The 25,330-nt window shown below is 59.5% G+C and carries 24 protein-coding genes and 1 riboswitch; of the genes, 14 read left to right on the forward strand and 10 right to left on the reverse strand.

Annotation, left to right across the window (positions count from 1 at the left end):
* Positions 1-140: 140 nt before the first annotated feature.
* Positions 141-2,384, forward strand: coding sequence for an NADP-dependent isocitrate dehydrogenase (locus SIC15_RS00490; protein ID WP_136630964.1), 2,244 nt, complete (start codon positions 141-143; stop codon positions 2,382-2,384).
* A gap of 94 nt (positions 2,385-2,478) precedes the next feature.
* Here the strand turns inward: SIC15_RS00490 and SIC15_RS00495 are convergent, their stop codons facing one another.
* Together SIC15_RS00495 and ybaK are read right to left on the reverse strand one after the other, a co-directional pair.
* Positions 2,479-3,672, reverse strand: coding sequence for a cation:proton antiporter (locus SIC15_RS00495; RefSeq protein ID WP_153637103.1), 1,194 nt, complete (start codon positions 3,670-3,672; stop codon positions 2,479-2,481).
* 3 nt (positions 3,673-3,675) lie between these two features.
* Positions 3,676-4,146 (reverse strand): Cys-tRNA(Pro) deacylase, encoded by a 471-nt coding sequence (gene ybaK, locus SIC15_RS00500; RefSeq protein ID WP_069182490.1) that lies wholly within the window; start codon positions 4,144-4,146, stop codon positions 3,676-3,678.
* A gap of 215 nt (positions 4,147-4,361) precedes the next feature.
* On the opposite strand from ybaK, the gene SIC15_RS00505 reads away from it, so the two are divergent.
* The 3 genes from SIC15_RS00505 to SIC15_RS00515 all read left to right on the forward strand — a co-directional run bounded on the left by SIC15_RS00505 (position 4,362) and on the right by SIC15_RS00515 (position 6,962).
* Entirely contained in the window at positions 4,362-4,610 is a 249-nt protein-coding gene (locus tag SIC15_RS00505; RefSeq protein ID WP_227549332.1) for a hypothetical protein, read from the forward strand.
* Between the two features lie 51 nt (positions 4,611-4,661).
* Positions 4,662-5,549: a GGDEF domain-containing protein gene (locus tag SIC15_RS00510; protein ID WP_412536835.1), complete on the forward strand. Its 888-nt coding sequence runs from the start codon at positions 4,662-4,664 to the stop codon at positions 5,547-5,549.
* Positions 5,550-5,675: 126 nt separating this feature from the next.
* The gene (locus SIC15_RS00515) at positions 5,676-6,962 is read left to right on the forward strand and encodes a serine hydrolase domain-containing protein (protein WP_136630963.1); all 1,287 of its coding nucleotides are present in this window, start codon (positions 5,676-5,678) and stop codon (positions 6,960-6,962) included.
* 10 nt (positions 6,963-6,972) lie between these two features.
* Here SIC15_RS00515 and SIC15_RS00520 read toward each other — a convergent pair whose 3' ends face one another.
* The gene (locus SIC15_RS00520; protein WP_008176786.1) at positions 6,973-7,317 is read right to left on the reverse strand and encodes a hypothetical protein; all 345 of its coding nucleotides are present in this window, start codon (positions 7,315-7,317) and stop codon (positions 6,973-6,975) included.
* Positions 7,318-7,513: 196 nt separating this feature from the next.
* On the opposite strand from SIC15_RS00520, the gene SIC15_RS00525 reads away from it, so the two are divergent.
* Positions 7,514-7,765 carry a hypothetical protein gene (locus tag SIC15_RS00525; RefSeq protein ID WP_069182493.1) on the forward strand — a complete coding sequence of 84 codons (252 nt, stop codon included), beginning with the start codon at positions 7,514-7,516 and terminating at the stop codon, positions 7,763-7,765.
* Here the strand turns inward: SIC15_RS00525 and SIC15_RS00530 are convergent.
* Positions 7,762-8,832, reverse strand: a complete 1,071-nt coding sequence (locus SIC15_RS00530; protein ID WP_069182494.1) for a hypothetical protein — start codon at positions 8,830-8,832, stop codon at positions 7,762-7,764. The genes SIC15_RS00525 and SIC15_RS00530 overlap by 4 nt on opposite strands.
* Positions 8,833-9,003: 171 nt before the next feature.
* Between SIC15_RS00530 and SIC15_RS00535 the strand changes: the two genes are divergently transcribed.
* The 3 genes from SIC15_RS00535 to SIC15_RS00545 are packed head-to-tail and all read left to right on the forward strand — an operon-like array spanning position 9,004 to position 13,509.
* A complete protein-coding gene (locus SIC15_RS00535) occupies positions 9,004-12,492 on the forward strand; it encodes a response regulator (RefSeq protein ID WP_412536836.1) in 3,489 nt (1,162 codons plus the stop codon).
* Positions 12,493-12,523: 31 nt separating this feature from the next.
* Complete coding sequence (locus tag SIC15_RS00540; RefSeq protein ID WP_412536837.1) at positions 12,524-13,081, forward strand: hypothetical protein; 558 nt, start codon at positions 12,524-12,526, stop codon at positions 13,079-13,081.
* A 14-nt stretch (positions 13,082-13,095) separates the two neighbouring features.
* On the forward strand, positions 13,096-13,509 hold the full coding sequence (locus SIC15_RS00545) for a response regulator (RefSeq protein ID WP_069182497.1): 414 nt from the start codon (positions 13,096-13,098) through the stop codon (positions 13,507-13,509).
* Positions 13,510-13,534: 25 nt separating this feature from the next.
* Here SIC15_RS00545 and SIC15_RS00550 read toward each other — a convergent pair whose 3' ends face one another.
* Complete coding sequence (locus SIC15_RS00550; protein ID WP_069182498.1) at positions 13,535-13,807, reverse strand: hypothetical protein; 273 nt, start codon at positions 13,805-13,807, stop codon at positions 13,535-13,537.
* A gap of 531 nt (positions 13,808-14,338) precedes the next feature.
* Between SIC15_RS00550 and SIC15_RS00555 the strand changes: the two genes are divergently transcribed.
* Positions 14,339-14,593, forward strand: coding sequence for a hypothetical protein (locus SIC15_RS00555; RefSeq protein WP_412536838.1), 255 nt, complete (start codon positions 14,339-14,341; stop codon positions 14,591-14,593).
* Between the two features lie 15 nt (positions 14,594-14,608).
* On the opposite strand, the gene SIC15_RS00560 is transcribed toward SIC15_RS00555, so the two are convergent.
* On the reverse strand, positions 14,609-15,142 hold the full coding sequence (locus SIC15_RS00560; RefSeq protein WP_412536839.1) for a hypothetical protein: 534 nt from the start codon (positions 15,140-15,142) through the stop codon (positions 14,609-14,611).
* Positions 15,143-15,327: 185 nt separating this feature from the next.
* Between SIC15_RS00560 and queC the strand changes: the two genes are divergently transcribed.
* Complete coding sequence (queC, locus tag SIC15_RS00565; protein ID WP_412536840.1) at positions 15,328-15,993, forward strand: 7-cyano-7-deazaguanine synthase QueC; 666 nt, start codon at positions 15,328-15,330, stop codon at positions 15,991-15,993.
* Positions 15,993-16,649 carry a 7-carboxy-7-deazaguanine synthase gene (gene queE / locus SIC15_RS00570; RefSeq protein WP_412536841.1) on the forward strand — a complete coding sequence of 219 codons (657 nt, stop codon included), beginning with the start codon at positions 15,993-15,995 and terminating at the stop codon, positions 16,647-16,649. Before queC ends, queE begins: the two co-directional genes overlap by 1 nt.
* On the opposite strand, the gene SIC15_RS00575 is transcribed toward queE, so the two are convergent.
* The 4 genes from SIC15_RS00575 to SIC15_RS00590 all read right to left on the reverse strand — a co-directional run bounded on the left by SIC15_RS00575 (position 16,650) and on the right by SIC15_RS00590 (position 21,607).
* Positions 16,650-17,717, reverse strand: coding sequence for an AraC family transcriptional regulator (locus SIC15_RS00575; RefSeq protein WP_412536842.1), 1,068 nt, complete (start codon positions 17,715-17,717; stop codon positions 16,650-16,652).
* Between the two features lie 156 nt (positions 17,718-17,873).
* Positions 17,874-18,761: an alpha/beta fold hydrolase gene (locus tag SIC15_RS00580; RefSeq protein ID WP_412536843.1), complete on the reverse strand. Its 888-nt coding sequence runs from the start codon at positions 18,759-18,761 to the stop codon at positions 17,874-17,876.
* Positions 18,762-18,895: 134 nt separating this feature from the next.
* Positions 18,896-20,656, reverse strand: coding sequence for an ExeM/NucH family extracellular endonuclease (locus SIC15_RS00585; RefSeq protein WP_412536844.1), 1,761 nt, complete (start codon positions 20,654-20,656; stop codon positions 18,896-18,898).
* 9 nt (positions 20,657-20,665) lie between these two features.
* Positions 20,666-21,607: a helix-turn-helix transcriptional regulator gene (locus tag SIC15_RS00590; protein ID WP_069182504.1), complete on the reverse strand. Its 942-nt coding sequence runs from the start codon at positions 21,605-21,607 to the stop codon at positions 20,666-20,668.
* Positions 21,608-21,839: 232 nt separating this feature from the next.
* On the opposite strand from SIC15_RS00590, the gene SIC15_RS00595 reads away from it, so the two are divergent.
* The 3 genes from SIC15_RS00595 (at position 21,840) to SIC15_RS00605 (ending at position 25,106) form a co-directional block, all read left to right on the forward strand.
* Positions 21,840-23,123 carry an MFS transporter gene (locus SIC15_RS00595; protein ID WP_069182505.1) on the forward strand — a complete coding sequence of 428 codons (1,284 nt, stop codon included), beginning with the start codon at positions 21,840-21,842 and terminating at the stop codon, positions 23,121-23,123.
* 162 nt (positions 23,124-23,285) lie between these two features.
* Positions 23,286-23,711, forward strand: a complete 426-nt coding sequence (locus SIC15_RS00600; RefSeq protein WP_305965430.1) for a MarR family transcriptional regulator — start codon at positions 23,286-23,288, stop codon at positions 23,709-23,711.
* A 3-nt stretch (positions 23,712-23,714) separates the two neighbouring features.
* A complete protein-coding gene (locus tag SIC15_RS00605; protein WP_412536845.1) occupies positions 23,715-25,106 on the forward strand; it encodes a DHA2 family efflux MFS transporter permease subunit in 1,392 nt (463 codons plus the stop codon).
* A gap of 35 nt (positions 25,107-25,141) precedes the next feature.
* Positions 25,142-25,328, forward strand: a riboswitch (yybP-ykoY riboswitch).
* The last annotated feature ends 2 nt before the right edge of the window (positions 25,329-25,330 follow it).

Below are 25,330 nucleotides of genomic sequence, written 5' to 3' on the forward strand. Positions count from 1 at the left end.
GTAACCAAAATTAACGAAAAAATGGTATCTTAGTAGGTCTATCAAAAGTTCTTAATCAGTCATTGCCCAGGTCGGACGTTCAAAAGACGCCTGACCCCGCCATGACCGTCCTGAACCCACCCATTAGCCTGAGGACGAAAATGACATCATCCAAAGCCAAGATTGTCTACACACTGACCGACGAGGCCCCAGCCCTCGCAACACGGTCGCTTCTTCCCATCCTGGAAACCTATGCCAAGCCGGCTGGTATTGAATTCGAAACCAGCGACATCTCTCTCGCGGCGCGTATTCTGGCGAACTTCCCGGATTATCTTGAGGAAGATCAGCGGGTTCCGGATGCGCTGGCTGAACTGGGTGAATACACCAAGGACCCGGACGCCAACATCATCAAGCTGCCGAACATTTCTGCGTCCATTCCCCAGCTCCGTGCCGCCATCAAGGAGTTGAACGAGCAGGGTTACAAGGTGCCCGAGTACCTCGAGCACCCGAAGACCGACGAAGAGAAAGAAATCCAGTCCCGCTACGCCAAGGTTCTGGGCAGTGCCGTTAACCCGGTACTCCGCGAAGGCAACTCCGACCGTCGTGCACCGACAGCGGTAAAAGCCTTCGCCCGAAAATACCCGCACTCCATGGGCGAGTGGAGCCCGGCTTCCCGTACCCACGTGGCACACATGCGTGGTGGCGACTTTTACTCCAGCGAGCAGTCGGTAACGCTGGACAAGGCCACCAAAGTCAACATCGTGTTCGAGAACAAGCAGGGCAAGCAGACCGTGCTGAAGTCCGACCTGCCCCTGCAGGAAGGCGAAGTGCTGGACGGCATGTTCATGAGCAAGAAGGCGCTGGTGAAGTTCTTCGAGGACGCTATTGCCGATTGCGAGAACACCGGTGTCATGTTCTCCCTGCACGTCAAAGCCACCATGATGAAAATCTCCCACCCGATCGTGTTTGGTCACGCGGTGAAGGTTTTCTACAAGGACCTGTTCGACAAGTACGGCGACCTGTTCGACGAGATCGGCGTGAACCCGAACAACGGTCTGTCCAGCGTGGTCGAGAAGATCAAGCAGCTGCCGGAATCCAAGCAGGAGCAGATTCAGGAAGACCTGCACGCCTGCTACGAGCACCGTCCGGAAATCGCCATGGTGGATTCGGTCAAGGGCATCACCAACCTGCACGTTCCCAGTGACGTTATCGTTGATGCGTCCATGCCGGCCATGATCCGTAACTCCGGCAAGATGTGGGCCCGGGACAACAAGCTCAAGGACACCAAGGCAGTTATGCCGGAGTCCACCTACGCCACCATCTACCAGGAAGTGATCAACTTCTGTAAGACCCACGGTGCCTTCGATCCCACCACCATGGGTACCGTGCCGAACGTTGGTCTGATGGCGCAGAAAGCCGAGGAATACGGCTCCCACGACAAGACCTTTGAAATCAAGGAAGACGGTGTTGTTCGCATCGTTGCCGAAGACGGCACTGTGCTGACCGAGCATAACGTCGAGCAAGGCGACATCTGGCGCGCCTGCCAGACCAAGGACCTGCCGATCCGTGACTGGGTCAAGCTGGCGGTTAATCGCGCCCGTGCCACTGGCATGCCGGCGGTGTTCTGGCTCGACGACGAGCGTGCCCACGATGCGCAGCTGATCAAAAAGGTGAATACTTACCTGAAAGATCACGACACCGAAGGCCTGGATATCCGCATCATGTCGCCGGTTCGCGCCATCCGCTGGACCATGGAGCGTCTGATCCGCGGTCTGGACACCATCTCCGTGACCGGTAACGTTCTGCGTGACTACCTCACCGACCTGTTCCCGATCCTGGAGCTGGGCACCAGCGCCAAGATGCTGTCCATCGTTCCGCTGCTCAACGGCGGCGGCCTGTACGAGACCGGTGCCGGCGGTTCCGCGCCCAAGCACGTGCAGCAGCTGATTCAGGAAAACCACCTGCGTTGGGATTCCCTGGGTGAGTTCCTGGCCACCGCGGTGTCCCTGGACGAACTGGGTGAGAAACAGGACAACGAGCGCGCGCGCCTGCTGGGGCAGACCCTGGACAAGGCCACCGAGCGTCTGCTGGAAAACAACCAGTCGCCGTCCCGCGTCACTGGCGAGCTGGACAACCGTGGCTCCCACTTCCACCTGGCCCGCTACTGGGCGGAAGAGCTGGCCAACCAGGACAGCGATAAGGAACTGAAGGAATTCTTCGCCAAGCTGTCGAAACAGTTGGAGGAGAACAAGGACAAGATCCTGGAGGAAATGACCGTGGTCCAGGGTCACCCCGCGGATATCGGTGGTTACTACCACCCGCCGATGGAAAAGGTCTGCGAAGTGATGCAGCCCAGTGCCACGCTGAACAAGATCCTTGAAGATGCCCGTGCATCCGTAAAGTAAGTCAGCGATAACGCATCCCGGGCAAGGCTCTGGGTGCAGGGAAAGCCGGACAACCCTGACGGGTTCTCCGGCTTTTTTGTGGCCAGCGCCAGGGTCAGTCTTCGTCCGGTTCGTCCTGGTAGCCTTTGCCGGTTTCGCCGGCACGCCGCAACTGGATCAGCGTGAGCGGTGGTCCCACCAGTTCGAAAATCACCGTGGCGCCAATCACCAGAGGCAAAATGTAAGTCAGCTCCGGCAGCCGCTCTGTGGCCAGAAGCGCCAGGCCAAGGGCAACGCCGGCCTGGGGCATCAGGCAGGCACCGATCCGTTTACGGGTATGGGGTTCGGAACCGGCCAGGTAGCCGCCGAACCTTCCGCCTGCCAGCCTGCCTGCAATCCGGGCGGCAACATAGGCCAGGCCCAGCGCACCAAGGGTTGGCAGCATAGCCCATTCAAGCTGGTAGCCGGCCATGAAAAAGAAAAGAGCCAGGAAGGGTTCGGAGATGCCTTCAATCGAGCGGAATGGCCGAACATGATGCCGTGCGCGGTTGGCGACAACGATGCCCAGGGTCATACAGGTAAGCAGATAGGAGAGGCCTAGAAACGACGCAATACCGGCGGCGACGAAGACAAAACCGGCAGACTCCAGCAACATGGGCTCACCGGGCCGCAGTCGGCCGGTGAGCCAGGCCATGGGCCGACCCAGGACCATGCCCAGAAAAACCGCGCCTCCGACATACAGAAATCCGATCCCGAGGGTCGAGAGCCCGGTATCGCCATTTCCAAGTAGCAGTTGGGCGCCGACCAGGGTGACACTGAACAGGATCGCGCCCCAGGCGTCGTCAATCGCGACGACCTGGAAGACCAGACGGGTCAGCGGACCGTTGGCGCCCGCTTCCTTCAACGTGTCCAGGGTTGCCGCCGGCGCCGTTGCCGTTGCGATGGAGCCAAGCAGCAGGGCAGCGGCAAGATTCCGGGTAACCAGCCAGACTGCGACGGCAACAAATGCCGCTGTTACAAGGGTGACGGCGAGGCTGACGATCACCGCCTCGCGCCCCTCGGCCAGGTTCTTCACCGCCATCCGTTCACCCAGCAGGAAGCCGACCATGGCCAGGGTTAACTGGGTAATGAATCCGAAGTGGGCGTCGGCGCCCGGTGGCAGAAGATCCAGCAGATCCGGTCCGGCAAGCGCGCCAAGCAACAGCAGCAGGGTGACTCTGGGCACATGAATGCGCTGGCCGATGCCGTGCGCGGCCAGGGCCAGCAGCAGGGTGCCGCCGATCAATAGCAGGTCCGTTGCGTGGTTCAAGGCTTACTCCTGGTGGAGTGGGAAAAAACCGCCGTTCACCAATGTGGCCAGATCCCGGGGTGCAAGCTCAATTTCCAGGCCCCGGCGCCCGGCGCTGACATAAATCGTGTCGAACTCCAGGGCTGAGTCGTCGATAAAGGTTTTCAGCTTCTTCTTCTGCCCCAGTGGGCTCACGCCACCCAGGACATAGCCGGTGGTGCGTTCAACCGCCTGCTTGTCAGCCATGGCGGCTTTTTTGCCTTGTGCGGCCCGGGCAATCAGTTTCATGTTGAGCATGGCGGTCACCGGCACGATGCCCACTACCAGTTCCTTGCCGTCGATAGACACAACGAGCGTTTTGAACACCCGCGCCGGCTCCACACCGGTTTTCTCGGCTGCCTCGATGCCATAACTCTCGCTGGCCGGATCGTGTTCATATTCATGAATCGTGTGGGGCACTGCGGCCTTGCGCGCCGCGTTAATGCCTGGCGTCATGCTCGACTCCTCCATGGGGGACAGAGATCGGGAATTAAAGCAGCTAAGCGGCACTGCAACAACTGCCAGGGGCCGGGGGGTAACGCACGATTTTACCGAGCATGACATTTGTCACTCGACTTAACGTTCTGTTGTGACTATTTTTCGTACATTATAAATGTTCAAACCCCCATGGCTGTGTGTTCATGGTACCTCAGCGGCCAGACTCTCAAGGAATGACAAGATTGAACGAAAACCGGACACCCCTGCGGCGAGCTGGGTGGGCTGCGCTGGTCTATCTGATTGCCGGCTTTGCATGGATTGCTTTTTCCGATACTGCTGCTGAGGCCTGGTTCCCCGACCCTCAAACCCTGTCCCTGGTTCAGACCTGGAAGGGTTTCCTCTTTGTCCTGACCACGGGCCTTGTGCTGTTTGTGGTCCTTTTGCGTCAGCTTACCAAGGACCGTGCCCTGCTTACTCTGTAGCACAATCAGCGCCAGGCCCTGCGCAAGCGAGAGCGTCAGCTACAGGTCCTGATGGATAACCTCCCCGGCATGGCATACCGGTGCCGGTATGATCCCCATTGGACCATGTTGTTTGTTTCCCAGGGGTGTGCCCGCCTCACTGGTTATGAGCCGGAAGATCTGATCAATAACCGGGTGGCCAGCTATGCCAGCCTGATGGATGACGGGGACAGTGAGCGGATTGTGGCTGAGGTGCAGGCGGCGCTGGACAAGGACGAATCTTTCTCACTGGAATATGCCCTTACCCGCCAGGATGGCAGCCGCATCTGGGTCTGGGAGCGTGGCCGCGGCGTCGAGGAGGAAGATGGCTCGGTTGTGCTCGAGGGTATCGTATTGGACATATCCGATCGCAAGACCCTTGAAAATGAGTTGGAGGAACTGGCCACACGGGATCCGTTGACCGAGCTGTTCAACCGCCGCGAAATGTCCAGGGTTTTGGAGGAGGAGCTGGAGCGGGCCAGGCGTTATCAGAGACCCATGGCTGTGCTCTGGGTTGATTTTGACCATTTCAAGGATGTGAACGACACCTTTGGCCATGCCGCCGGGGATTCGGTTCTCCGGTCCATCAGCCGCTTGTTGTTGGGGAGTGTGCGCAGCGTCGACACCATCGGCCGGTTCGGCGGTGAAGAGTTCGTTATCGTCTTGCCGGAGATGGATCTTGAAGAGGCCCGTGAGACGGCCGAGCGGCTCCGTCGCAGAGTGGCCGACGAGCCGCAGCCGCTTGGGAATGGCCAGACGGTGCCCCTGACCATCAGCGTCGGTATTGCGGTCTATCCCGATCACGGACAGACTGCCTCCGCGCTCTGTGCCGCGGCCGACACGGCCATGTATCTGGCCAAGGAACGCGGTCGCAATTGTGTTGCCATGGCGCACCTGCACGACCGGGTCCATAATCAATAATGAGACCTTCGTTCCGGATAAGATGGAGGTGCTGACGTCCGCCCGATTGCGTCCCGGCCAATGTACAACGGGTCGGTTTCTCTGAAGATAGAAAAACAACAAGTTACTGAAAAAGGTTTGAAAAAAATGAACCGACTTGCCCGCCGTGCCCTCCACACCAGCCAGATTCCCGAGGACCTTGAAACCGTCACTTTCCGTGACACCGCTGGTGAAAACCCGGCTGCTGCAGGCGTCAGCCAGGAAACCGTCGATGCCCTGTGGCGCAGCGTCCAGAGCCTTTACCGGACCGGCGTCCATCCGGGGATTCAGATCTCCATTCGTCACAGGGGCGAACATGTCCTGCACCGGGCCATCGGCCATGCCAGTGGTAACGGCCCTCATGATCCGCGAGATGCGGTTAAAGTCCCGATAACCACCGATACCCCGATCTGCTACTTCTCTGCCTCCAAAGCAGTTACCGCGCTGCTGATGCATATGCTGGCCGAGCAGGGGCTGGTGAACCTGATGGATCCGGTGTCCTACTACTGCCCGGAGTTCGGGGTGAACGGCAAACGGACGATCACCGTTCACCAGATTCTTTCCCACCGTGGTGGCATTCCCGCCATTCCGCGGGAAACGCCGATAGATGTGCTCTGGGACAACGACGAAATCTGGCGCCTGCTTTGTGCCGCGCGACCGGTGGAGGTTGATGGCGCCAAGGTGGCCTATCACGCGATCACCGGCGGCTTCGTACTTCAGCGGGTACTGGAACGCGTGACCGGCGATACCATCGAGCATTATCTCGACAAACACCTGCGTCGGCCCATGGGCATGAAGTGGTTTACCTACGGCATTACGCCCGAGCACCTGAATGATCTGGCATCCAACTACGCCACGGGTCCAACGCCCCGGTTCCCGGTGTCCTGGGTGGTCAACCGGGCACTTGGCGGCGATATCCGCACAGTGGCGCAGGTGACCAACGATCCACGGTTCCAGGAAGCGGTGATTCCGGCGGGAAACCTGTGCGGGACGGCAGAGGAAATGAGTCGTTTCTTCCAGATGATGCTGAACGGCGGGCTCTGGAACGGCCGGAGAATCTGCAGCGAAATCACCATTCGCCGGGCCATTCAGCAGTTCGGTTCCCTGCAGATCGACCGTACCATGATGGTGCCCATGCGTTTCAGTGCCGGCATGATGCTTGGTGGCAATCCGGTGGGGCTCTGGGGCCAGAATAGCCGGTTTGCCTTTGGGCACGTAGGTCTGATCAACAAGCTGTGCTGGGCAGACGCTGCCCGTGATATTTCGGTCAGCCTCCTCAACACGGGTATCCCGATTGTCGGTCACCATCTGCCGGCGCTCGCGAAGTTCGTTTATACCGTGGGTAACCGCTTCCCGCTGATACCGGAACACCGGCGGCCGTTGATCGCCGCCTGAGTCGTTTCGTTCAGAGGGTCCGGAGCTGGGCTTCCAGGATGCCCAGAACTGACGACAGGATGTCGCGGAAATCGGTCAGAGTCTGGGTGCGCTGGATCACGTCTTCGCGGTTTTCATCGAGTCGCTCCAGTTTCGGTACGACCCGGCGGATGCCCTCGGTAATGACCTCATAGGGGTAGTGGTGGTCCTGGATGCTGAGCTTGTTTATCTCGGCCACTTCCTGGCTGAAGATGCTGATGATGTCGTACAGCATGTCCTTGTGGTGAATGCTGCTGGCTTCCCAGTAGGCGTCGTCCAGAAGTTCCAGCAGCGACAGATATTCACGGAGGGTATCCGCCACGGATGTCTGGGTCATGAGAGCTCCTGTCGGTGGGCAATGTTGTATCTACAGGGAACTATAGCAGGGCTTCGGTCGTGTGAATGACAGGAAGACCATCACGACAGAAAACAAAAATGAAACTCTATTCATTTTAATTGCACTCTGTCAGACAGTTGTGCAAACTTGCGTGATGGGATAAGGATCTTTCACGACTCAATGGACGAGAAGCCGAATGGACAAGCCCGCACCCCCCAGCCACCAGCAAGCCTCCCGCGAGGTTAAACTGGACCACCACGACAGTGTCCGTCATCACGTGCATCAGCAGGTGCGCTCGGAAGTCGAACGGCTCGAACGCCGGATTGAAACCCTCCGTCTGGTCAAAGCGCCCCACGCGGCCATCATGATTTCCACCTATGAACGTATGATCGACCGCAAGAAAGGTTTCCTGCAAAACTGGGATCTCAGGGACGGGGGCGCCCGCTAGCGCCCGGCGACAGGCACCGTTGTCCAGCTGGTAATCGCGTCCGCGTCTTCCTGATAGGTGCAATTGTCCGGATTGGCAATGGTGTCCTGCTCGTCTGTTGAATCGGGATCGTCAATGCGGGCGGGCTCGCCATCCGAGGCAAAAATTCTCACCTGCTCCATGTTGTAGTCCAGCTCGATCCTCAGGCAGTCGGGATGGTTGTCCTCCCGCGTGTATCCCGGATAGCGGTCCAGCGCGATGACTTCGGCATCGTCGTTCTTGATAAACAGCGTGTCGGTGTTCTCGTCAATGAAATCCTGGCGCAATTCAATGCTGCCGTGATTCCGGCTCAGGAAGTCGGCCGTGGCGAACTCGGTTGGACTGTAGCCCAGAGTCATGAAACTGTTGGCATCAAACCGGCTTCCTGCCAGCACACTGACCAGTTCCGGCTGGGCCGCCTGTTCGTCTTCCGCCACGCTCCGGCTGACGTACTGGATTGTGCGATACACCTTGTTGTCGAGATCCGACCCCTCCGGGCCATCCGGCAGGTAGCGCCAGTCCAGGGTGGGATAGATCCAGAGTTGATCGTTCAGCGGCAGATCCGCAATCACCGCCGACTGGTCTGTGAACCGGATCTGGGCACCGTTGCCCCGGGTGTTGTAGGTGCCTGCGGCATCATCGGCAATGCGCTGGCTGATGTACCGCTTGCCCTCCTGGAAGTTGGTGACTTCGCCTGAGGCGAGCACCTGGTTCATCAGGTCCAGCGGATTGCGCACGCTGTCATAGCTGGTGCCGGAGTCGGTTGCCGTGGCGCGGGTAAAAATCTCGATGTGACCACGTATTTCGCTGGTGGTCGCCAGGTCGTCAGAGTCTTCTGCCGCGGGCTGGATGCCCCGGTAAAAGTCCCAGAAACGCGTGTAACTCAGGTTGTCCGGGGCCACCTCGGTGTTCTGGAGGTCGAAACTCGAGAAGGTCAGGTCGACATTGGTGGCCGGATTGAACGCGGAAGGGCCGGTATCCTCAAGTCCGCAGCCAGCCAGGGCAAGCGTGGTCATGGAAACAGCGGCGAAAATGCAGGAATGTCTCATTTCAGAAGGCCCCGGGGTGCGGAAAACGGTGTAAACGGCTAAAGTGAGTCACCAGGACGGGATTGCCCGGCGCGGTTACTGACAGTAAAACAAAAAACAGGTATCTACCCTCGCGGAGATCACATTTTGCGGCAATGGCTTGAATTGGCGCTCCCAGCGGTGACGTCTTTTATGGTGGCCCTGCTGCTTCTGGCCACGGCGATGATGCCGTCCCCGGCCAGTGCAGCCGTGCCCTGCCGTGATGGCGAGATTGTCCTTGATGAAGGCGTCGAGAGCATCCGCGATCTGGGCGGCTGTATCTGGTACCTGGAGGATCCCGGGCAGTCGCTCTCACTTGAGGAGGTGCGCCAACTCGAATCGGGTGCCTTTACCCGCCACGAAGGCGGGGTGTTGAACCTGGGCTACACCGAGTCGGCATACTGGGTGCGCCTCGACCTGCGTTCTGCCGGAAGCCTGGAGCAGAACGGCTGGATCCTGGAGCTTGCCCTGCCATTGGTGGATGAGGTCGCCCTGTTCATGATTCGTGACGGTGCCCTGGTCGAGCAACGCCAGGCCGGTTACGAGGACAACTGGCGGGAACGGGACCTGGCGGTGCCCAATCCCACATTCCGACTTTCCCTGGCACCCGATTCGCTGAGCCACGTCTATCTTCGGGTGGTTAACACCAACACCTTCCGTTTACCAATCAGTCTTTGGCACCCGGACAGCTATATTGAAAAAGTCTCTGTGGATGAGCTGGTTCGGGGCATCCTGCTCGGTGCGGTGCTCGCCATTCTCGCCTACAACCTTTTCGTCGCGGTTTCGGTGCGTGAGCGAAGCAATATCTATTACGTGCTCTATCTGATATTCGCGACCACCTTTATCTTCACCGAACAGGTCCACGGTATCCAGTTGCTGGATAGCCGCCCCGCCCTGTTCGACAAGCAGTTCCTGCACTTCCAGATCATCCTGACCTGGTTCTGGGGCCTGTTGATGGCACGGTCACTGCTGGAGACCCGGGAGCGGTCTGCCGACCTGGACCAGGTGATCCGCCTCTGTCTCTATTCGGTGGTTGCGACCTTTGTGCTGTCCCTGTTCCTGCCCTACCACGTGGCCATGGAATGGATTGTGGTTGGCTCCGTGCTGCTGAGCCTGATCCTGATTGTGGTCAGCTACCTGTCCTGGCGTTATTACAACCCGGCGGCCCGTTCCTACTTCTTTGCCTGGACACTGGCCCTGGTGGGCTTCGGTATCTACGCCCTGACGGTGATGGGTATCTTGCCGTTGAACACCTTCACTGCCTACTCGCCCCAGTTTGGTCTGACCGCACAGATTATTCTGTTCTCGTTTGCCCTGGCCGACCGGATCAAACAGGTTCAGGGCGAGGCGCTGGGCTGGAGCCAGCGGGCGTTGTCGAATCTTCAGCGCTACCAGTCGCTGTTCGACAATGCCATTGAGGGTGTCTTCCAGATGTCTCCGGACCGGCGATTTGTTACTGCCAATCCGGCCATGGCGCGCCTGCTGGGCTACAACAGCAGCCGCGAACTGCTCAAACGGAATCCGGACGTGCTGGAAACCTGCATCGCCGATGACCGCCTCCGGCGGCTGGTGATCGAACAGCTGGAGGCCCGGGGGACAGTCAAGGGCATAGAGGCCCGATACCTGACCCGGGACGGCGACGAGCGCTGGGCCACCATCTCGCTCCATACGGTTTATGACAGCGACGGCGATCCAACCCACCTGGAAGGCACCTGCATTGATGCTACGGAGAGTCACAACCGGCAGCGAATCGAGAGGGAGCGCGAGCAGGAGCGGCTCGAAAAGGAGCTGGCCCGAAACTCGGCCGAGGCAAAGAGTCAGTTCCTGGCGAATATGAGCCATGAGATACGCACACCGCTGGCGGCGATCATTGGTTACGGTGAAACCCTGCTTGATCCGGACCTCAGTGATCCGGAGAAACGGAGCAGCGCAGAGACCGTGGTGCGCAGTGGTCGTCATCTGCTGGACCTGGTCAACGACATCCTCGACCATTCGAAGATCGACGCCAACAAACTGGATGTGGATATCGTGTCGGTCAATCTGCCGGAACTCCTCGATGAAATCCGCGCCTTTTTCGCCCCCCGGGCCCGGGAAAAGGGTCTGGATTTCAGTATTATCTGCGAGTACCCCTTGCCGGAGCAGGTCCTCACCGACCCCACCAGGCTGCGCCAGATCATCATCAACCTGTGTGGTAATGCCCTGAAATTTACCGATAAGGGTTCCATCTCCCTTGTGGTCCGCTGCGATCGCGAGCAGGAACTGCTGGTGGCCAGGGTGGTGGATACCGGCATTGGCATGAAGCCGGAACAGCTGGGAAGGCTCTTCGATCCGTTTGCCCAGGGTAGCGCTGCCATTTCCAGACAGTATGGCGGTACCGGTCTCGGGCTCAGTATCTCGAGGCGTCTCGCGGAAATGCTCGGCGGCAGTATCCGGGTCAACAGTACCTATGGCGAGGGCAGTGAGTTTGAGCTGTCGATCCGGACCGGTCCACTGGATTCGGTGCATTTCCTGCGCGATGCGTCTGAGCTGAGCCAGCGCCGCAGGGCCATACCGATGGTGGTCGCTCCGAGACTGTCCGGGCGAATCCTGTGCGCCGAAGACAACGACGTGAACCGGCGTCTTGTGTCCCTGCTGGTGTCGCGAACCGGCGCCGAGCTGGTGCATGTAAGTAATGGCGCTGAAGCCCTGGAGCTTGCCATTCGCGAGCCTTTTGATCTGATCTTGATGGATATCCAGATGCCGGTGATGAACGGCCGCGATGCCACGGCGGCGTTGAGGGAGGCCGGGGTAAATACGCCGGTGATTGCCCTGACCGCGAATGTGATGTCTGAAGACATTGCCGATTATCGGCTGGCGGGCTGCAATGAGCATCTGGCCAAGCCCATCGACAAGCAAAGGTTCTATGAAGCCCTGGCCCGGTATCTCTCGGTTGCCCAGGAGCTTGTCGAGAGCCCCGCGCCGCGCTATCAGGGCAAGGTGCTGGTTGCCGAGGACAATACCGAGAACCGGCAGCTGGTGGAGCGCATGCTACGCCGCGCGGGTCTGGATGTGCTGTCGGTTACCACTGGCGACCAAGCGGTCCGGACGGCGCTGTCCGATACTGTTCATCTGGTTCTGATGGACCGTCACATGCCCGGGATGGATGGGGTCGTTGCAACCAGGTTGCTGCGCCAGGCCGGGTTCCGGCGGCCGGTGATTGCCTTTACGGCTGGTGATCAGCAGGAAACCGATGCCCTGCTCGATGCCGGTTGTGACGGGGTGCTGAACAAGCCCATTGATCAGTCCCACCTGACCTCCCTGCTGGATCGACTGCTTGGTGCTGGTGCGGTTGCCGCTGCGGACGCCAGCGAGGATGACGAAATTGCCCATCTGGTTGCACAGTTTCTTGACGGCCTTGCCGCACGCCGGGCGCGGATGGAAGACGCCCTGGCGACAGCGGATCGGGAAGCAATGAAAACCGAAGCCCACCAGATCAAGGGCACGGCGGGTGCCATGGGCTACCCGCTGATGACCCGACAGGCGGGTGTATTGGAAGACCTGGTGAAAGTCACCGAACCGGACTGGGACCGGGTTCGCAGCGAACTCCGGGGACTCGGTGAAATGATAGATCGTGCCGTCACTTCGGCAAAGGCCCCGGGCTGACGTGTCGAGACCAACCAACAGGAAGAACCCGATGAGTGAATTGCCGGAACGCCGAGAACACCATTCCCTGAGCATGATGTACGGAACCTACGCAGACATCCTGTTTGTGCTGTTTCCGTTTCTGATCATTGGCATGCAAAGGCTGTGGGAAGGTCGGCTGTATGAAACACTGCTTCGACCAGACCTGAGTATCGCCGCCGCCATTCTCGCGGGCCTTGCTATCGGAAAGTTCGTCCTCGGGCTGGTGACCAATCGGGATCTCGGGCGTTACAAGGAACGGATTGTTTTCTTCATCGCGCTGACCCTCTTTGTGGTACTGGGCCCGGCAATCATCCTGATATTGAGTATACTGGGGAGCGCAGATGTGCCCGGTTTCGTGACCTTTGTTCAGCCGATCCTTCTGATTATTGCCATTTCTCTGTACACAACGGCGGTGAGCATCAGCAATATCCTCACACGATTTGGCATGGAAGAGGCGAGAACCGTAAATAACGAGAACTCGGCCTGGTCTGGCGACAGCGAAATGGGTAAACCTCGCCCGGCGCCACTGGATCTGCCCCGGCGCACCGGCAACGACCCGACAGCTTGACAGGAGCAACCCCCATGACGGATCTGAGAGTACTGGTAGTGGAAGATGAGCCGGTGATGCGCGAGCGGCTGGTGGATATGCTCTACAAGGCTGGTGCAACCAAGGTGATCGAGTGTGTCGATGCGGCGTCAGCCAGGGCCGCCTTCAAGGCTGGGGAGTTTCAGATTATCCTGCTGGATCTGGGCCTGCCGGATGGCGACGGCCACGAGCTGATGCTGGAGTTCAAGGATGCCCGCGAGGAGCAGCACATTGTGCTGGTGACGGCGGACGATTCCATAGAGAGTATTCAACGGGCGATCAGTGCCGGCGCTAATGGCTACGTGGTCAAGCCCTATTCCCAGGAAAAGATCCACGATGTGGTGAATAACTACGCCATGGTTCACGGTGGCGACATGGCAATGATGCAGGGTCTGAACCGGCGCCACTGACCGGTTCAGACCTGCAGGAGTCGAATCAGGCGACCTGCTTTGCAATCCAGGAATTGTAGCGGGTAGCCAACGCTCTCACGTACCGTGCCTCTGCGTCGTTCAGGTTGCCCAGAACGCCTTTGAAGATCCAGCCCCGCTCGTAAACACCCAGCACCCGCTGTTCGTCGTCCAGGTTGACGCGCTGATTCAGTTTTTTACAAATTGCATCCAGCAGCGGCAGCTTTTCCGGGCGCTTGATCGGGCCCTGACGATTGTTCATGGGCTGGTTTGCTGCGCGAGTTGTCGGATGTCTTTTCATGATGTTCTCCTTGTCGTTTTGCGGCTGCAAAAACAAAAACCCCGGCGCCTGAAGCAACCGGGGTTTCGCGGAGAATCTGACCCGGTCGCTACGAAGGCTCCCGGGACTGACCGAAAGCCGTTAGATGTCTTTCACCATGGCGCGAACAGACTGCACTGCATGGCAACCTGCTGCTGGGTAAGCAATAAACTGTGGAATCATTCTGGTCATACCGGCTCTTATGTTTCGGTTCGACTACCAGTGTATAGGCTAACGGACGGTTTGCAATAGGTCTTACTCTTCGGCAAACCCCTACAGACGGCGCCAGAAGCGCTTGCCATAATTCGCAGCGTCACGTGTTTTACGTTGTGCAATCCTGACTGCCTGCCGCGCCAGGCAGTCAATGGATCTCTCCTTTCTACGCAGCCTTTATGGCTGCGTTTTTTTTGGGTAGTGGAATCTTCGTAGCCACTACTTCGTACAGATGTTTTTCTCTGTTCTGGCGATAATTTGCACACTATCTTTTAATTCATTGCCAGACAAAGACAGAGGTTGAAACCTAGCAAAATGTCCGACGACGCCGGATCTGCCAGTAAAAAATTCCGTTCGCACGCATTGATCGAGCTCGCCCTGATTGTTGCCCTGGGCCTTTACCTGTTCGCCGCCAAGGAGCAGGTTGTGGGTGAGAATCTGGTGTTTACAGTAACAGGGGCCGCGCTGATGGCGCTGGTCACCTACTGGACGCTGAATACCCTTCGGGACGGTCTTGAAGTCATCGCATTGCGGGTCCGCCACGTCAGGCACTGATCGCCTTAAACCGCCTCAGGCCTGGCGGCTTTGACCCGTTAACGGCACCATGGCTTCTTGGTCTAGGGCAATCCGTTCCCAGGTTTTGTGAAGGATCAGGGCGTCATTTGCCGCCCGGTGCACTGGCAAGCCAAGTTCGGTAATCACCTGCTGGCGAATCGCCGACCACTGGCGTACCTGTTGGGTATCCAACAGGGCCGAAATCGACTCCAGTTGAAATGCCGGAGTGATGCGGGCAGCCCTGAACAACCGGTGCAGCCAGAAGCTGTCGAACGTCCAGGCATCGCAAAAAACCTGCGCCGGCAACAGCTCATTGAGCGCCCTGGCCACTTCACCGACGGCAATGCCGTCCGTTTCCAGAGTCTGGCGGGTAATCCCGTGAATCTGCTCAGCGCTTTCCGACCAGTCCTGCCAGAGGACATGGGGGCAGATTAGCCAGCTATGAAGGGTGCCGTCTGGCATGCAGATCCCCACCTCGATGGGGTAGCTCGCGATCAGATCAAGGCTGGACGCCTCGAAATCGATGAATGCCGGCTGGATAGTGGTCATGGAGTCAGTGTAGCTGATGAGTTGTTTTTCGCTGAGTTTACCCGCCCCGCAACCGAGACGCGAACCCAACCTGTGCCTGCACTGTTACAATATGTCCATTCATTGTAAAAGCCCGATGACAGCAACAGGCAACGGGCGCGACAGTAAACCAGCCCAAACCCAATCGCACCATACGGGGAGCCCGAATGACAGACACCGTGGTTGTAATCTATTCCGGAGGCATGGACTCCTACACTCTGCTGCATCTGGTCAGGGAACGTGGACATAAGGTTCATGCGCTGTCGTTCAACTACGGGCAGCGTCACGTCCGGGAGCTGGAGTGCGCGCGTTCGGTGTGTGAGTCGCTGGGTATTCCCCACAAAGTGATCGACATCCGCGCCATGAGTGAGGTGATGGCCGGTTCATCGCTGACCTCGGATCTCGATGTACCGGAAGGTCACTATGAGGAAGACAGCATGAAAGCGACGGTGGTGCCGAACCGCAATATGATCCTCCTGTCGCTGGCAACCGGTTACGCCGTGACGGCGGGCGCCGGCGCTGTATGGTACGGCGCTCACGGTGGCGACCACGCCATCTACCCCGACTGTCGCCCGGAATTCGTCGAAAAAATGGACGCGGTCTGCCGGGTTGCCAACTACGAACCGGTGGCCATTGAGGCGCCCTTCATGGCCATGGACAAGGGCCAGATTCTGGCCGAAGGTCTCCGTCTGGGCCTGGATTATTCCCAGACCTGGACCTGTTACAACGGCCGTGAACAGGCCTGTGGTCGTTGTGGGTCGTGCGTTGAGCGGCTGGAAGCGTTTGCCACCAATGGTGTGGATGATCCTCTGGAATACGAGGCTGCCAGCTGATGTATCGGGTAAAGGAAGCCTTTTACACCCTCCAGGGCGAAGGTGCCCAGGCGGGGCGGGCAGCGGTGTTCTGTCGTTTCAGCAAGTGCAATCTCTGGACCGGGCGTGAGAAAGACCGTGCCAGTGCGGTCTGCAATTTCTGTGATACCGATTTTGTGGGCACGGATGGCCAGAATGGCGGCCGCTTTGAGACAGCGGAAGCCCTTGCCCGTCACATACGGAATCTCTGGCCGGACGCACCCGGCAAGCCCTACGTGGTCTGCACCGGTGGCGAGCCCCTGCTGCAGCTGGATGCTCCCCTGATTGAGGCATTTCATCGGGAAGGGTTCGAGGTCGGGGTAGAAACCAATGGCACCCTGCCAGCCCCCGAAGGCATTGACTGGCTCTGCGTCAGTCCCAAGGCCGATGCCCCTGTGGTTATCGAGGCCTGTGACGAGCTGAAGCTGGTTTATCCGCAGCCCCTGGCGATGCCGGAGCGATTCCTCGGCATCCGCGCGAGCCATTATTTCCTGTCGCCCATGGCCTCACCTTCAATGCCGGAAACGGCGGTGGATGAGATCAAGCAAAGCAACACCCGCCGCGCTACCGATTACTGTCTTGCTCACCCCCAGTGGCGTCTCACCCTGCAAATGCACAAGATTATCGGGATCGACTGATCACCCGGTGGCCAGTGAACGCTCCGCGGGCGTCGGGGCGGAGCGGGTGGGCGCGCTCCGGTAGTGGCTGGGGCTGGCCCCCGTCCAGCGCTTGAAGGCGCGGGTGAAGTTCGCCGCATCGGCGTAGCCCAGGGCATCTGCAATCTGGCTCAGATTCATGCCGGTGCTGCGGAGCAGATCCTGTGCCCGTTCCAGCCGAACCTGATCCACCAGCTGCTGGAAGCTGGCTTCTTCCTCCTGCAGCCGGCGTTTGAGCGTCCTTTCGGAGACGAACAAGGTGCCCGCAACCCTGGCCAGTTTCGGGGGGAAGGGGTGGCTGGTTTCGATCACCCGCCGAACCCGGCAGGCAAATCCGGCATCCTCGGTCAACTGCCGCAGGGCCTCCTCGCACTGGGCTTTGGATGAGGCCGCCAGTTGATCGTCGGTAAAGCGCACGGGCAGGTCCAGGCGCGCGGTGGGGATCACCAGGGCATTTTCCGTGGCACCAAACTCTACGGGTACCGGGATCTGTGGTCGGAACCGATGGAAATACGCCGGCTCCGGGCCCCGGCGGACAATTCGCAACCCATCAACCACCGAGCCAGTCAGTTGTGCGCCCATGGAAACGCATCCGAACAGCATGGCGTCCATGATAAATCCTTGCAGGGGGCCGAGATCGATGTCACAACTGACAATGTACCAGGCCAGTTTTCCGGTTTCCCGTTTGCAGACCTGAAGATGGGGTACCCGCAGTGTCAGGTACCGGGTCATCAGCTCCATGGCATCGCCAAGGGTCCGGCTGCTCATGACCGCCGTACCCAGGGCGCCGTGCAGTGGCAACTTCAGTTCCCGTGCCAGCATGATCCCGAGCCCCGGTTCGCCGCTTTCGATGATGGCCCGGGTAACAAATTCGCTGGCCTGGGTCTGACTGACCCGCAGATCGGTGGATTGCAGGCGGGCCGGGTCGAGTCCGACCCGAAGCAGAAGGTCCTGTTCATCAACGCCGATGGTATTCAGCAGTTCGGCCAAGAGGTGCAGATAAATGGCCGGCATGCCCAGGTCCTGTGCCGTTGAAACGGAGGCTCGCATGGGGGTTCCTCGTCTTATTCTGTTCTTGTTATGTCGCAGAGCGCGCAGTTTCAACGATTATGGCGGCTACCGGCCCGTTCCCCCATGACTCCACTGACGAAATAAATGGCCTGAAAGGCCAATCAATGGCTGGCAGGCACCTTTGGCCTGACCGGCTTACCGGCCATGGCGGTGGACGAATCGCTCAAGAGTCGCGGCGGATCGCGCGGGTGTCTCCAGCATGGGCAGGTGCCCCACGCCCCGGAATACGTGGATTTCCGCGTCTGGCGTGGCCGAGCCGAACCAGTCGATGCAGCGGGTGGGGGTGATCACGTCCCGATCACCCCACTGAACCTGCAGTGGCGGTGTGTCGGGGCCCAGGTAGCGCGCTGGTGCCAATGCGTCTGCCACCATGTCACTGAAGATGTGACGCAGCGCGTCGGTGCGGCCCAGCAGGTCCGGCCCCAGAAGACCGGCCATGGCCAGCCCGGAGACCGTGGGCTTGCCGGTGCCGACGCTGTTGAACATGCGGTAGACGCCTTTCCAGTCCTTTGGAATCAGGATGCCGTCCCGGTCGGACCTCAGGGGGGCGTGAATGTCGACATCCTTATGTTCCGGGATTCCAGCGCTGTTGAGCAGTGTTACCGAACGGGGCTTCGGATCCAGTGAGTGGGCGAGCACGGCGGCTATAGCACCGCCCATGGAACTGCCAGCCAGATGAATATCGTCGGTGTTAAAGCCCGCAAGCCATTGTTCCAGTCGCCGTGCCTGGGTCTCATAGCGGTAACAGGCGTGGAGCCGGTAATCACTCTCCCCGAAGCCAGGCAGATCCGGTACCAACAGATGCCAGTGTCTGGGCAGCCGTTGCAGCCACAGGGCCCAGTTTTCTTTCATGGCGGCAAAGCCGTGTATCAGCACGACGGTAGGGTTCCCCGAGCCGGAAGCGCCCCGCTCCAGGAAAACCATCTTGTGGTCATCCACGAGCGCTGTGCGGCGGCGAGCCTGGAGAAGAAAACGTTGTCCTGTGCGGGCAGCGGGCCAGAGGTTGGGGGCAGGGATTCTCATGGTTGTCAGCGATCACCGGTTTTGGGTCTTCTCGCCAGTCTACCGGTATCGGCTTCCCGAGCCTTGGCCAACATGCCCACAGGCTCCGGCGGATGGGCAACCAACCGATAGCCCCAATGGACAGGGGGCGGGGCTCAGAGCTCCAGGTCGACAATCACCGGGTTGTGGTCGCTTGATCGCCAGGGCCCTTGATCGTCAACCTCGTAGTCGCTCTGGTAACCGAAAACTCTGGGCTCATCGGCATTGACCAGCCAGGTTCGCGCGCCCACAACCCGTGGCTTCATTTTCTCGGAGGCCAGGGCGTAATCCAGAGACCCTTTCTCGCCACGGTATCGGTAGGTGTACTGGCGACAGCTGGTTTCGGTGCAGGGATGAAAGTGGTGCACCATGCTGACAAAACCCGCCCTTGCCAGCATCGTAATGGGATGCTCCCGGGCGTAGCTGTTCAGGTCACCGATAATCAGGGTGCCGGCGGAATCGAGGCCTTCGCTATCAATGCCGGTCCATTCGGCCAGTGCTTGTGCTTCGTCAGTTCGCCGGCTGGCGTAACAGCCCTGGCCATCCGCCTGATCCCGATTATCCCCCCTTGCACCCCGACAGGATTTTGATTTCAGGTGAGGCACGATCACCCGGACCGTTGTCTCACCATCGACACGACTGAAATTCTGCGCCAGCGGAGGTCGACCGGCGGATGCGAAAGGCCCACTGATAAGCCTTTCAGGCTCACCGATGGTGCGTACACGGTCGCCGCGATAGAGCAGGCCGGTCCGGATCTCGTCGTCGCCGTCCTGGCCCGGCGTGCTGACAAACCGCCAGGGGCTGCCCAGGGCATCGGCCAGGCTGGCGATGGAGCTGTGCGGACCGTAGCCGTCGTTCTCGAGTTCCGTGACTGCAAGAATGTCCGGGTCCGGTGCCAGTAGCGTTTGCACCAGCCGCTGTTGCTGGCGCTGGAACTCTGCCCATGTCTTGGCACCCCGGGTTGTTGGAAACTCGCCGCCGCGACCATCGCTGTTGAAAAAGTTGCCGAGATTCAGCGCCATGATCCGCACGGAATCACCGGGCGGCGACTCCGGCGCAGGTTCTCTCTCGTTGGTATCCAGAAAGACAGGTTCCCGGGCGGGCTGGATTCTCCAGGCATCGAAACGGTAGTCCAGCACCCCGGTGAGCCCCGTAATCTGGTCGCCAGCGCGTACAGATCCTGAGGACAAACCTTCGGGCGGCCAGGGTATGGGCCTGGGGTTTCTTATGGACCGATTGTCGTCCAGCAGTACGCGGTTCTGACGGTTGCGGAGGGATGCCCTGTGGGCGCTCTCGCCCGGCTTAAGGTACTCGGTGGGCTGGATCTGATCGGCGCCGGCCAGCGCCAGCTCGCCGTAGCGGTCGAGGTTGTAGTTGTCGACCACCGTCAGGGGCTGGCGGAAGGTCACTCTCATATTCTCCAGGTGTTCCGGATCCACCGTCCACGGCAGCGTCACCGGAATGGCGGCCGGCAGCGCTTCCTGTCCGCACATATCAATGGTCCGGACCGCTACCAGTTCAGTCAGTCCGTGGTATTCCTTCACCTTGCCGGTAACCCGCAGCCGCATGCCGGTTTTGCCGACCTTGCGGTCGGTATAGACAAACAGGGCCTCGGACGTGGTGGGATCATTGTCGGTCTGGTGGTCGGCCTGCTGAAGATAGAAGCCGCCAAACCCGCCTTCTGATCGGGAATCCTGGGTCAGAATACCCTCCACCGTGACCGTCTTGCCTGTCAGAGGTGAGGCCGGTCCGGTCCCTTGTGTTTCGGAAATTGGTGTTGCGGGTTTGCCACAGGCTGATTCTGCCGTTGCCGCCATAGGCAGGAACGGCAGAATCAGGAAGCAGAGAAAGGAATAGCGTCGAATTTTAGAATTCACATCGGCAGTTTAGCTGAGACCGGCAACGGCCTTCAGAGCCTGTTCACGTTTGCTGCCAAATCCCAGCTGGTCCGGATTGGCCAGTTCAAGCTGCTGTACCAGAGGATCCGGATGCTCGTTGTCGAATGTAATTCCGAGGCGGGACAGTACGTAGGGAGCCAGTGCAGCGCGGGTGGCGACCTCCAGGCGGCCATGTTCCATGCCATAGTCTCGGGCGATGATCTGTTGCTGGGCTTCGGTCAGGCGTCTGTCGGGCGTAACGACCAGGGTAACCTCACGGTTCCAGTGTTCGTCCTGCTCGCGGCTGTGCCTGGCACGCTGCCGCAACGCCTCGGGCGAGGTCCGGAAACGGCTCAGGGCGAAGTCCCGGAACTCCCGATTGGAGTCGCACCAGGCCCGCAAGTGCCAGCTGTTACCGGCACAAACCAGCGTGTGGGGCTCCAGAATGCTTTCCACCGCTTCAGGTCGACTCAGGGAGGCGTAGCTGGCGCGCAACTGTCTGCCCTGGCGTGTGGCGGTCACCACGGCACGCATGGTTTCCGGTGCAATCACCCGGTTCGGGCCCTGAACCACGGTGCTGTCCGGCAGGTCTATATTCAGTGATTCAAAGGTATTGCTCAGGTTCTGCTGGCGGGCCAGCAGGTCCAGATACTCGTTTACCACGCCACGGGTAACCACCGGACGAAATTTCTCGGCCGGCACGTAGCCTTTCAGATGGCGGTCATAAACCAGATTACCCGGCGCCAGTTCGCGCAGATAGGTGTTGATGTCCTTGGACGCCTGCTGGCGACCGATGCCGAAACTGTGGCAGATGTGGTTGGTGGTCAGGCGACCTTCCCACAGGGCAATGGTTTCGATCAGTCGGTAGCGAAGCAGCAGATCCCAGCGTATGGGCCAGTCCGTTTTTTTCATAACCAGGCGCTCACGGTCCAATGAATAGCTCGCTTTCATGTTACCTGCTCCGGCCCTTAGGGTCTGTTACGGCACATTAATGTAAAACCCTGTTAAACCGCTCTGCGGCGGCCTTTGCAGGTTTTTGTGACGCGGTTAACAGGTTTCGGGAAGTGCCTAGTGGTTTCGTTTTCCGCTCCTGATCTAATACGCGGCCGGCAGAGTCCGGTGCTTGCTGCTATTTTGTCTTTCATCGAAACGAAAATACCCTGTTACGCCCGGAGCTGCTGTAATGACCCGAATGGTCACCTCCCTGTCTGCCCTGATTCTGAGCATCATTCTGCTTGTCAGCGGTAATGCTTTCCTGATGACGCTCCTGGGCATACGTCTGAGTATAGAAGCGATATCACCGGACATAATCGGCTGGATTCTGGTCTGCTATTCCATCGGGTTTGTGCTGGGAACGCTGTATGTCCACAGGATTATAGGCCGGGTTGGTCATATCCGTGCCTTTGCCGTGTTCGCTGCGGGGGCAGCCATTACCTCACTGCTCTACCCAATGGCCGTATCCGAGATTTTCTGGGCGGTGTTGCGGGTGCTGTCCGGGTTCAGTATTGCCGGTGTGCTCGTGGTGATTGAAAGCTGGTTCTCAAGCCGGGCTACCAATGCCAATCGCGGTGCGTTGTTCGCGGTTTACCAGATTGTTTTTTATCTGTCCGCGGCCGGCGGACAGCTCATCGTGAACGTTGGCGACCCGGCCAACTTCATGCCGTTCTCGATTGCCGCGATCCTGCTGGCAATGGCCCTGATGCCGCTTGCACTAACCAAAATGGAGGCGCCTGTTATTGAGCAGGTCCAGCGTATCTCTATCTTCACTCTGGCCAGAGAATCCTTCAGCGGTGTGGCCGGGGCTCTCATTTGTGGTGTGATGATTGGCGGCTTCTATGCGCTGGGGCCTGTGTACGCAACCCTGGTGGGGCTGGACGTTGCCCGGACCTCCACGTTCATGGCCAGCGCCATTGTTGCCGCAATGATTCTTGCCTGGCCCCTCGGCCGGCTCTGCGACCGTTTTGATCGGCGCCGGGTAATGTTCTGGATTGCTCTGGTGGCGGCCTCCGCCGCAGGCGGTGTTGGCGTCCTTGGGGCTGGCAATGCGTGGCTGTTGACCCTTCTGGTTGGACTGTTTACCGGCCTGTCCGCGGCCCTCTACCCGGTTGCGGTCGCCATTACCAATGACCGTATGGAAAGTTCCCGCATCGTGGCTGCCAGCGCGACGCTGCTGCTCAGTTACGGGGTGGGCAGCGTCATCGGGCCGGTGGTCATGGCTGAACTGATCAACCTGCTCGGGCCCAAAGGCCTGTTCTTTGGCAATGCGGGCTTTCTGGTGCTGCTGGCGCTGATCACCAGCTATCGGATCAGTCACACCGAGGATGTCGCGGTTGCAGATCAGGAGCATTTCGTGCCGGCCATGCCCGAAGCGTCGCCGGTTCTCGCCGAGATCGATCCGCGAAATACCGAGTTCCACGAGTCTCCGGAAGTCGAGGAGATGCACGAAGAGCAGCGTCAGGCGAGCTGACGCTGCTTTCGGTTTTCCCCAATTTTGTTTTTACTTCCGTATCTGTTTTTATCACAATGGTTAGCATACTATTGGTGACTTTCCGATAATGTGATGAATTGGCCGAGTGCGCGGCAGCGCCCGGCCCGGGCCAGGCCCTTTTTTGAGATGGAGTGACGATAAATGAGAGACCAGTTTCCTTTTGCAGTAGCGCGGGTTACCCGACGCTGGAGAAAAATGCTCGATGAGCGCCTGAAGGATCTGGGCGTCACCCAGGCGCGGTGGAGCACCATGGTGTACCTGGAAAAAGGCGGCGAAGGCCTCACCCAGCGTGAACTGGCCAGCCTCATGGCGATCGAGAATCCGACCCTGGTTCGTCTGCTCGATAGCCTGGAGCAACAAGGTTTGATCGAGCGTCGGCCGTGCCCGCACGATCGCCGGGCCCGGCGCCTGCATCTGACCAGTGCCGGTCGGGCGTTCATGGACGACCTTTCCGAGCGCGCCGAGGTGCTGCGCGAGGAGATGCTTGAAGGCATCAGCGACAAAGAGATCGAGTGCACCGTGAAGGTCTTCCACAAGATCCTGGAAAACGCCGAAAAGCAGAAGTAATCCTTGGCTGATAACTCGGTTGAGGGCCTGAAGGCGCGCTACGGGGACCGCTGGCGCTGGCTGGCGGTGGCCACGGTGATGATCGGCACCATGGCCACCGTTCTCAGCGCCACCGTGGTCAACGTGGCGCTGCACGACATCATGGTGGAGTTCGGTATTCGTCAGGGCCAGGTCCACTGGCTGGCAACCGGCTTTATCGCGGCCATGACCACCACCATGCTCGCCTCCTCCTGGCTGCTGGATCACTTCGGGGTTCGCAAGACCCTTGCCGCAGCCATGTTTCTCTTTACCCTGATTTCCCTCGCCGGTGGCTTTGCCGAGACACCGGGACAGCTCATTGCTGCTCGTATAGGTCAGGGTGCCATGGCCGGCCTGATGCAGCCCATGGGTATGTACCTGGTGTTCCGGATTTTTCCACGTGATCGCCGCGGCCAGGCCATGGGGATTTATGGCATGGGGGTGATCCTGGCACCGGCCCTTGGCCCGGTATTGGGGGGCTTCCTGGTTGATCAACTGGACTGGCGCTATGTGATGTTCGCGCCGGCTCCTGTCACCCTGGTGGGTGTTTTCATGGCCTGGCGATTTCTGCCGTTGCCGGTTTCCCGGCTGGCACCCTATCGTTTCGATCTGCCTGGCCTGATCCTGCTCGGATTTACCATCGCCATGTCCCTCGATACTCTGAACCGGTTACAGCACGCGGCGGGCCAGGAAAACCGGATCCTCGCCGGAACAGTACTGGCGCTTGGCGGGTTGTTGCTCTTCGTGCTGCGCGAGCGACGAACAGCGCATCCGCTGGTAAACATGGCCCTGCTGCGCAAACCGGTCTTTGTCTTCGCCTGTCTCGGTGCCGTGGCCCTGGGGCTGGCGCTGTTCGGGTCCACCTACCTTATTCCTCTGTTCGTGCAAACAGCGCTCGGATTCAGCGCGACCGAAGCCGGTTTGCTGATGCTGCCGGCAGGGATTGTCCTGGGTATGACCTTTCCCCTGGCCGGTCGGCTGGCGGACAGGCATAGCGCCCGGGTTCTGGTGGTCTTCGGCATTGGCGCCTTTGCCCTTTCCGCCATGCTGTTTGCGCTGTCCGACCTTGAGCTGGCTTTCGGCTGGCTGGTGCTCTGGACGGTCCTCGGCCGAATCGGGATCGGCTTCATGCTTCCCGCCCTGTCCACCGGCGCCCTGAATCCCCTCGAGCCTCAGGAGCTGGGGGCCGGCTCCAGCACGCTCAACTTCATGCGCCAGCTCGGAGGCGCCTTTGGGGTCAATCTGGTGGCACTGACTGTGGAATTCGGCGAGCACTCTTCCGGGATGCCCACAATCAACGCGTTCCATTCCGCCTGGTGGCTGGTGGCGGTATTCGTGGCGGTGGCTGCGATTCCGGTATGGAGAATGCGAACCTAGGTTGCGGCCCTGCTCCGGATTCATTACTATGCCGACATCTCTTCAGGGGAGTAGCCTCCGCACCGGAACTGCCGGTCGGATGATAGTCAACATACTTGGGGCCAAATCCCCATGGCTATCATGTTTCACCGAGATTCCGGTGATATTGGCAAGACCTGAGGCGGTTTCACCTCCATTGGGCGGAAGGTGGGCTGCCTCATGTCTGGTTATCCGCCCTGGAGTTT

Origin of the sequence: Marinobacter sp. MIT932201 (genome assembly GCF_047123295.1) — a bacterium.
In the GTDB taxonomy this organism is placed as follows: domain Bacteria; phylum Pseudomonadota; class Gammaproteobacteria; order Pseudomonadales; family Oleiphilaceae; genus Marinobacter; species Marinobacter salsuginis.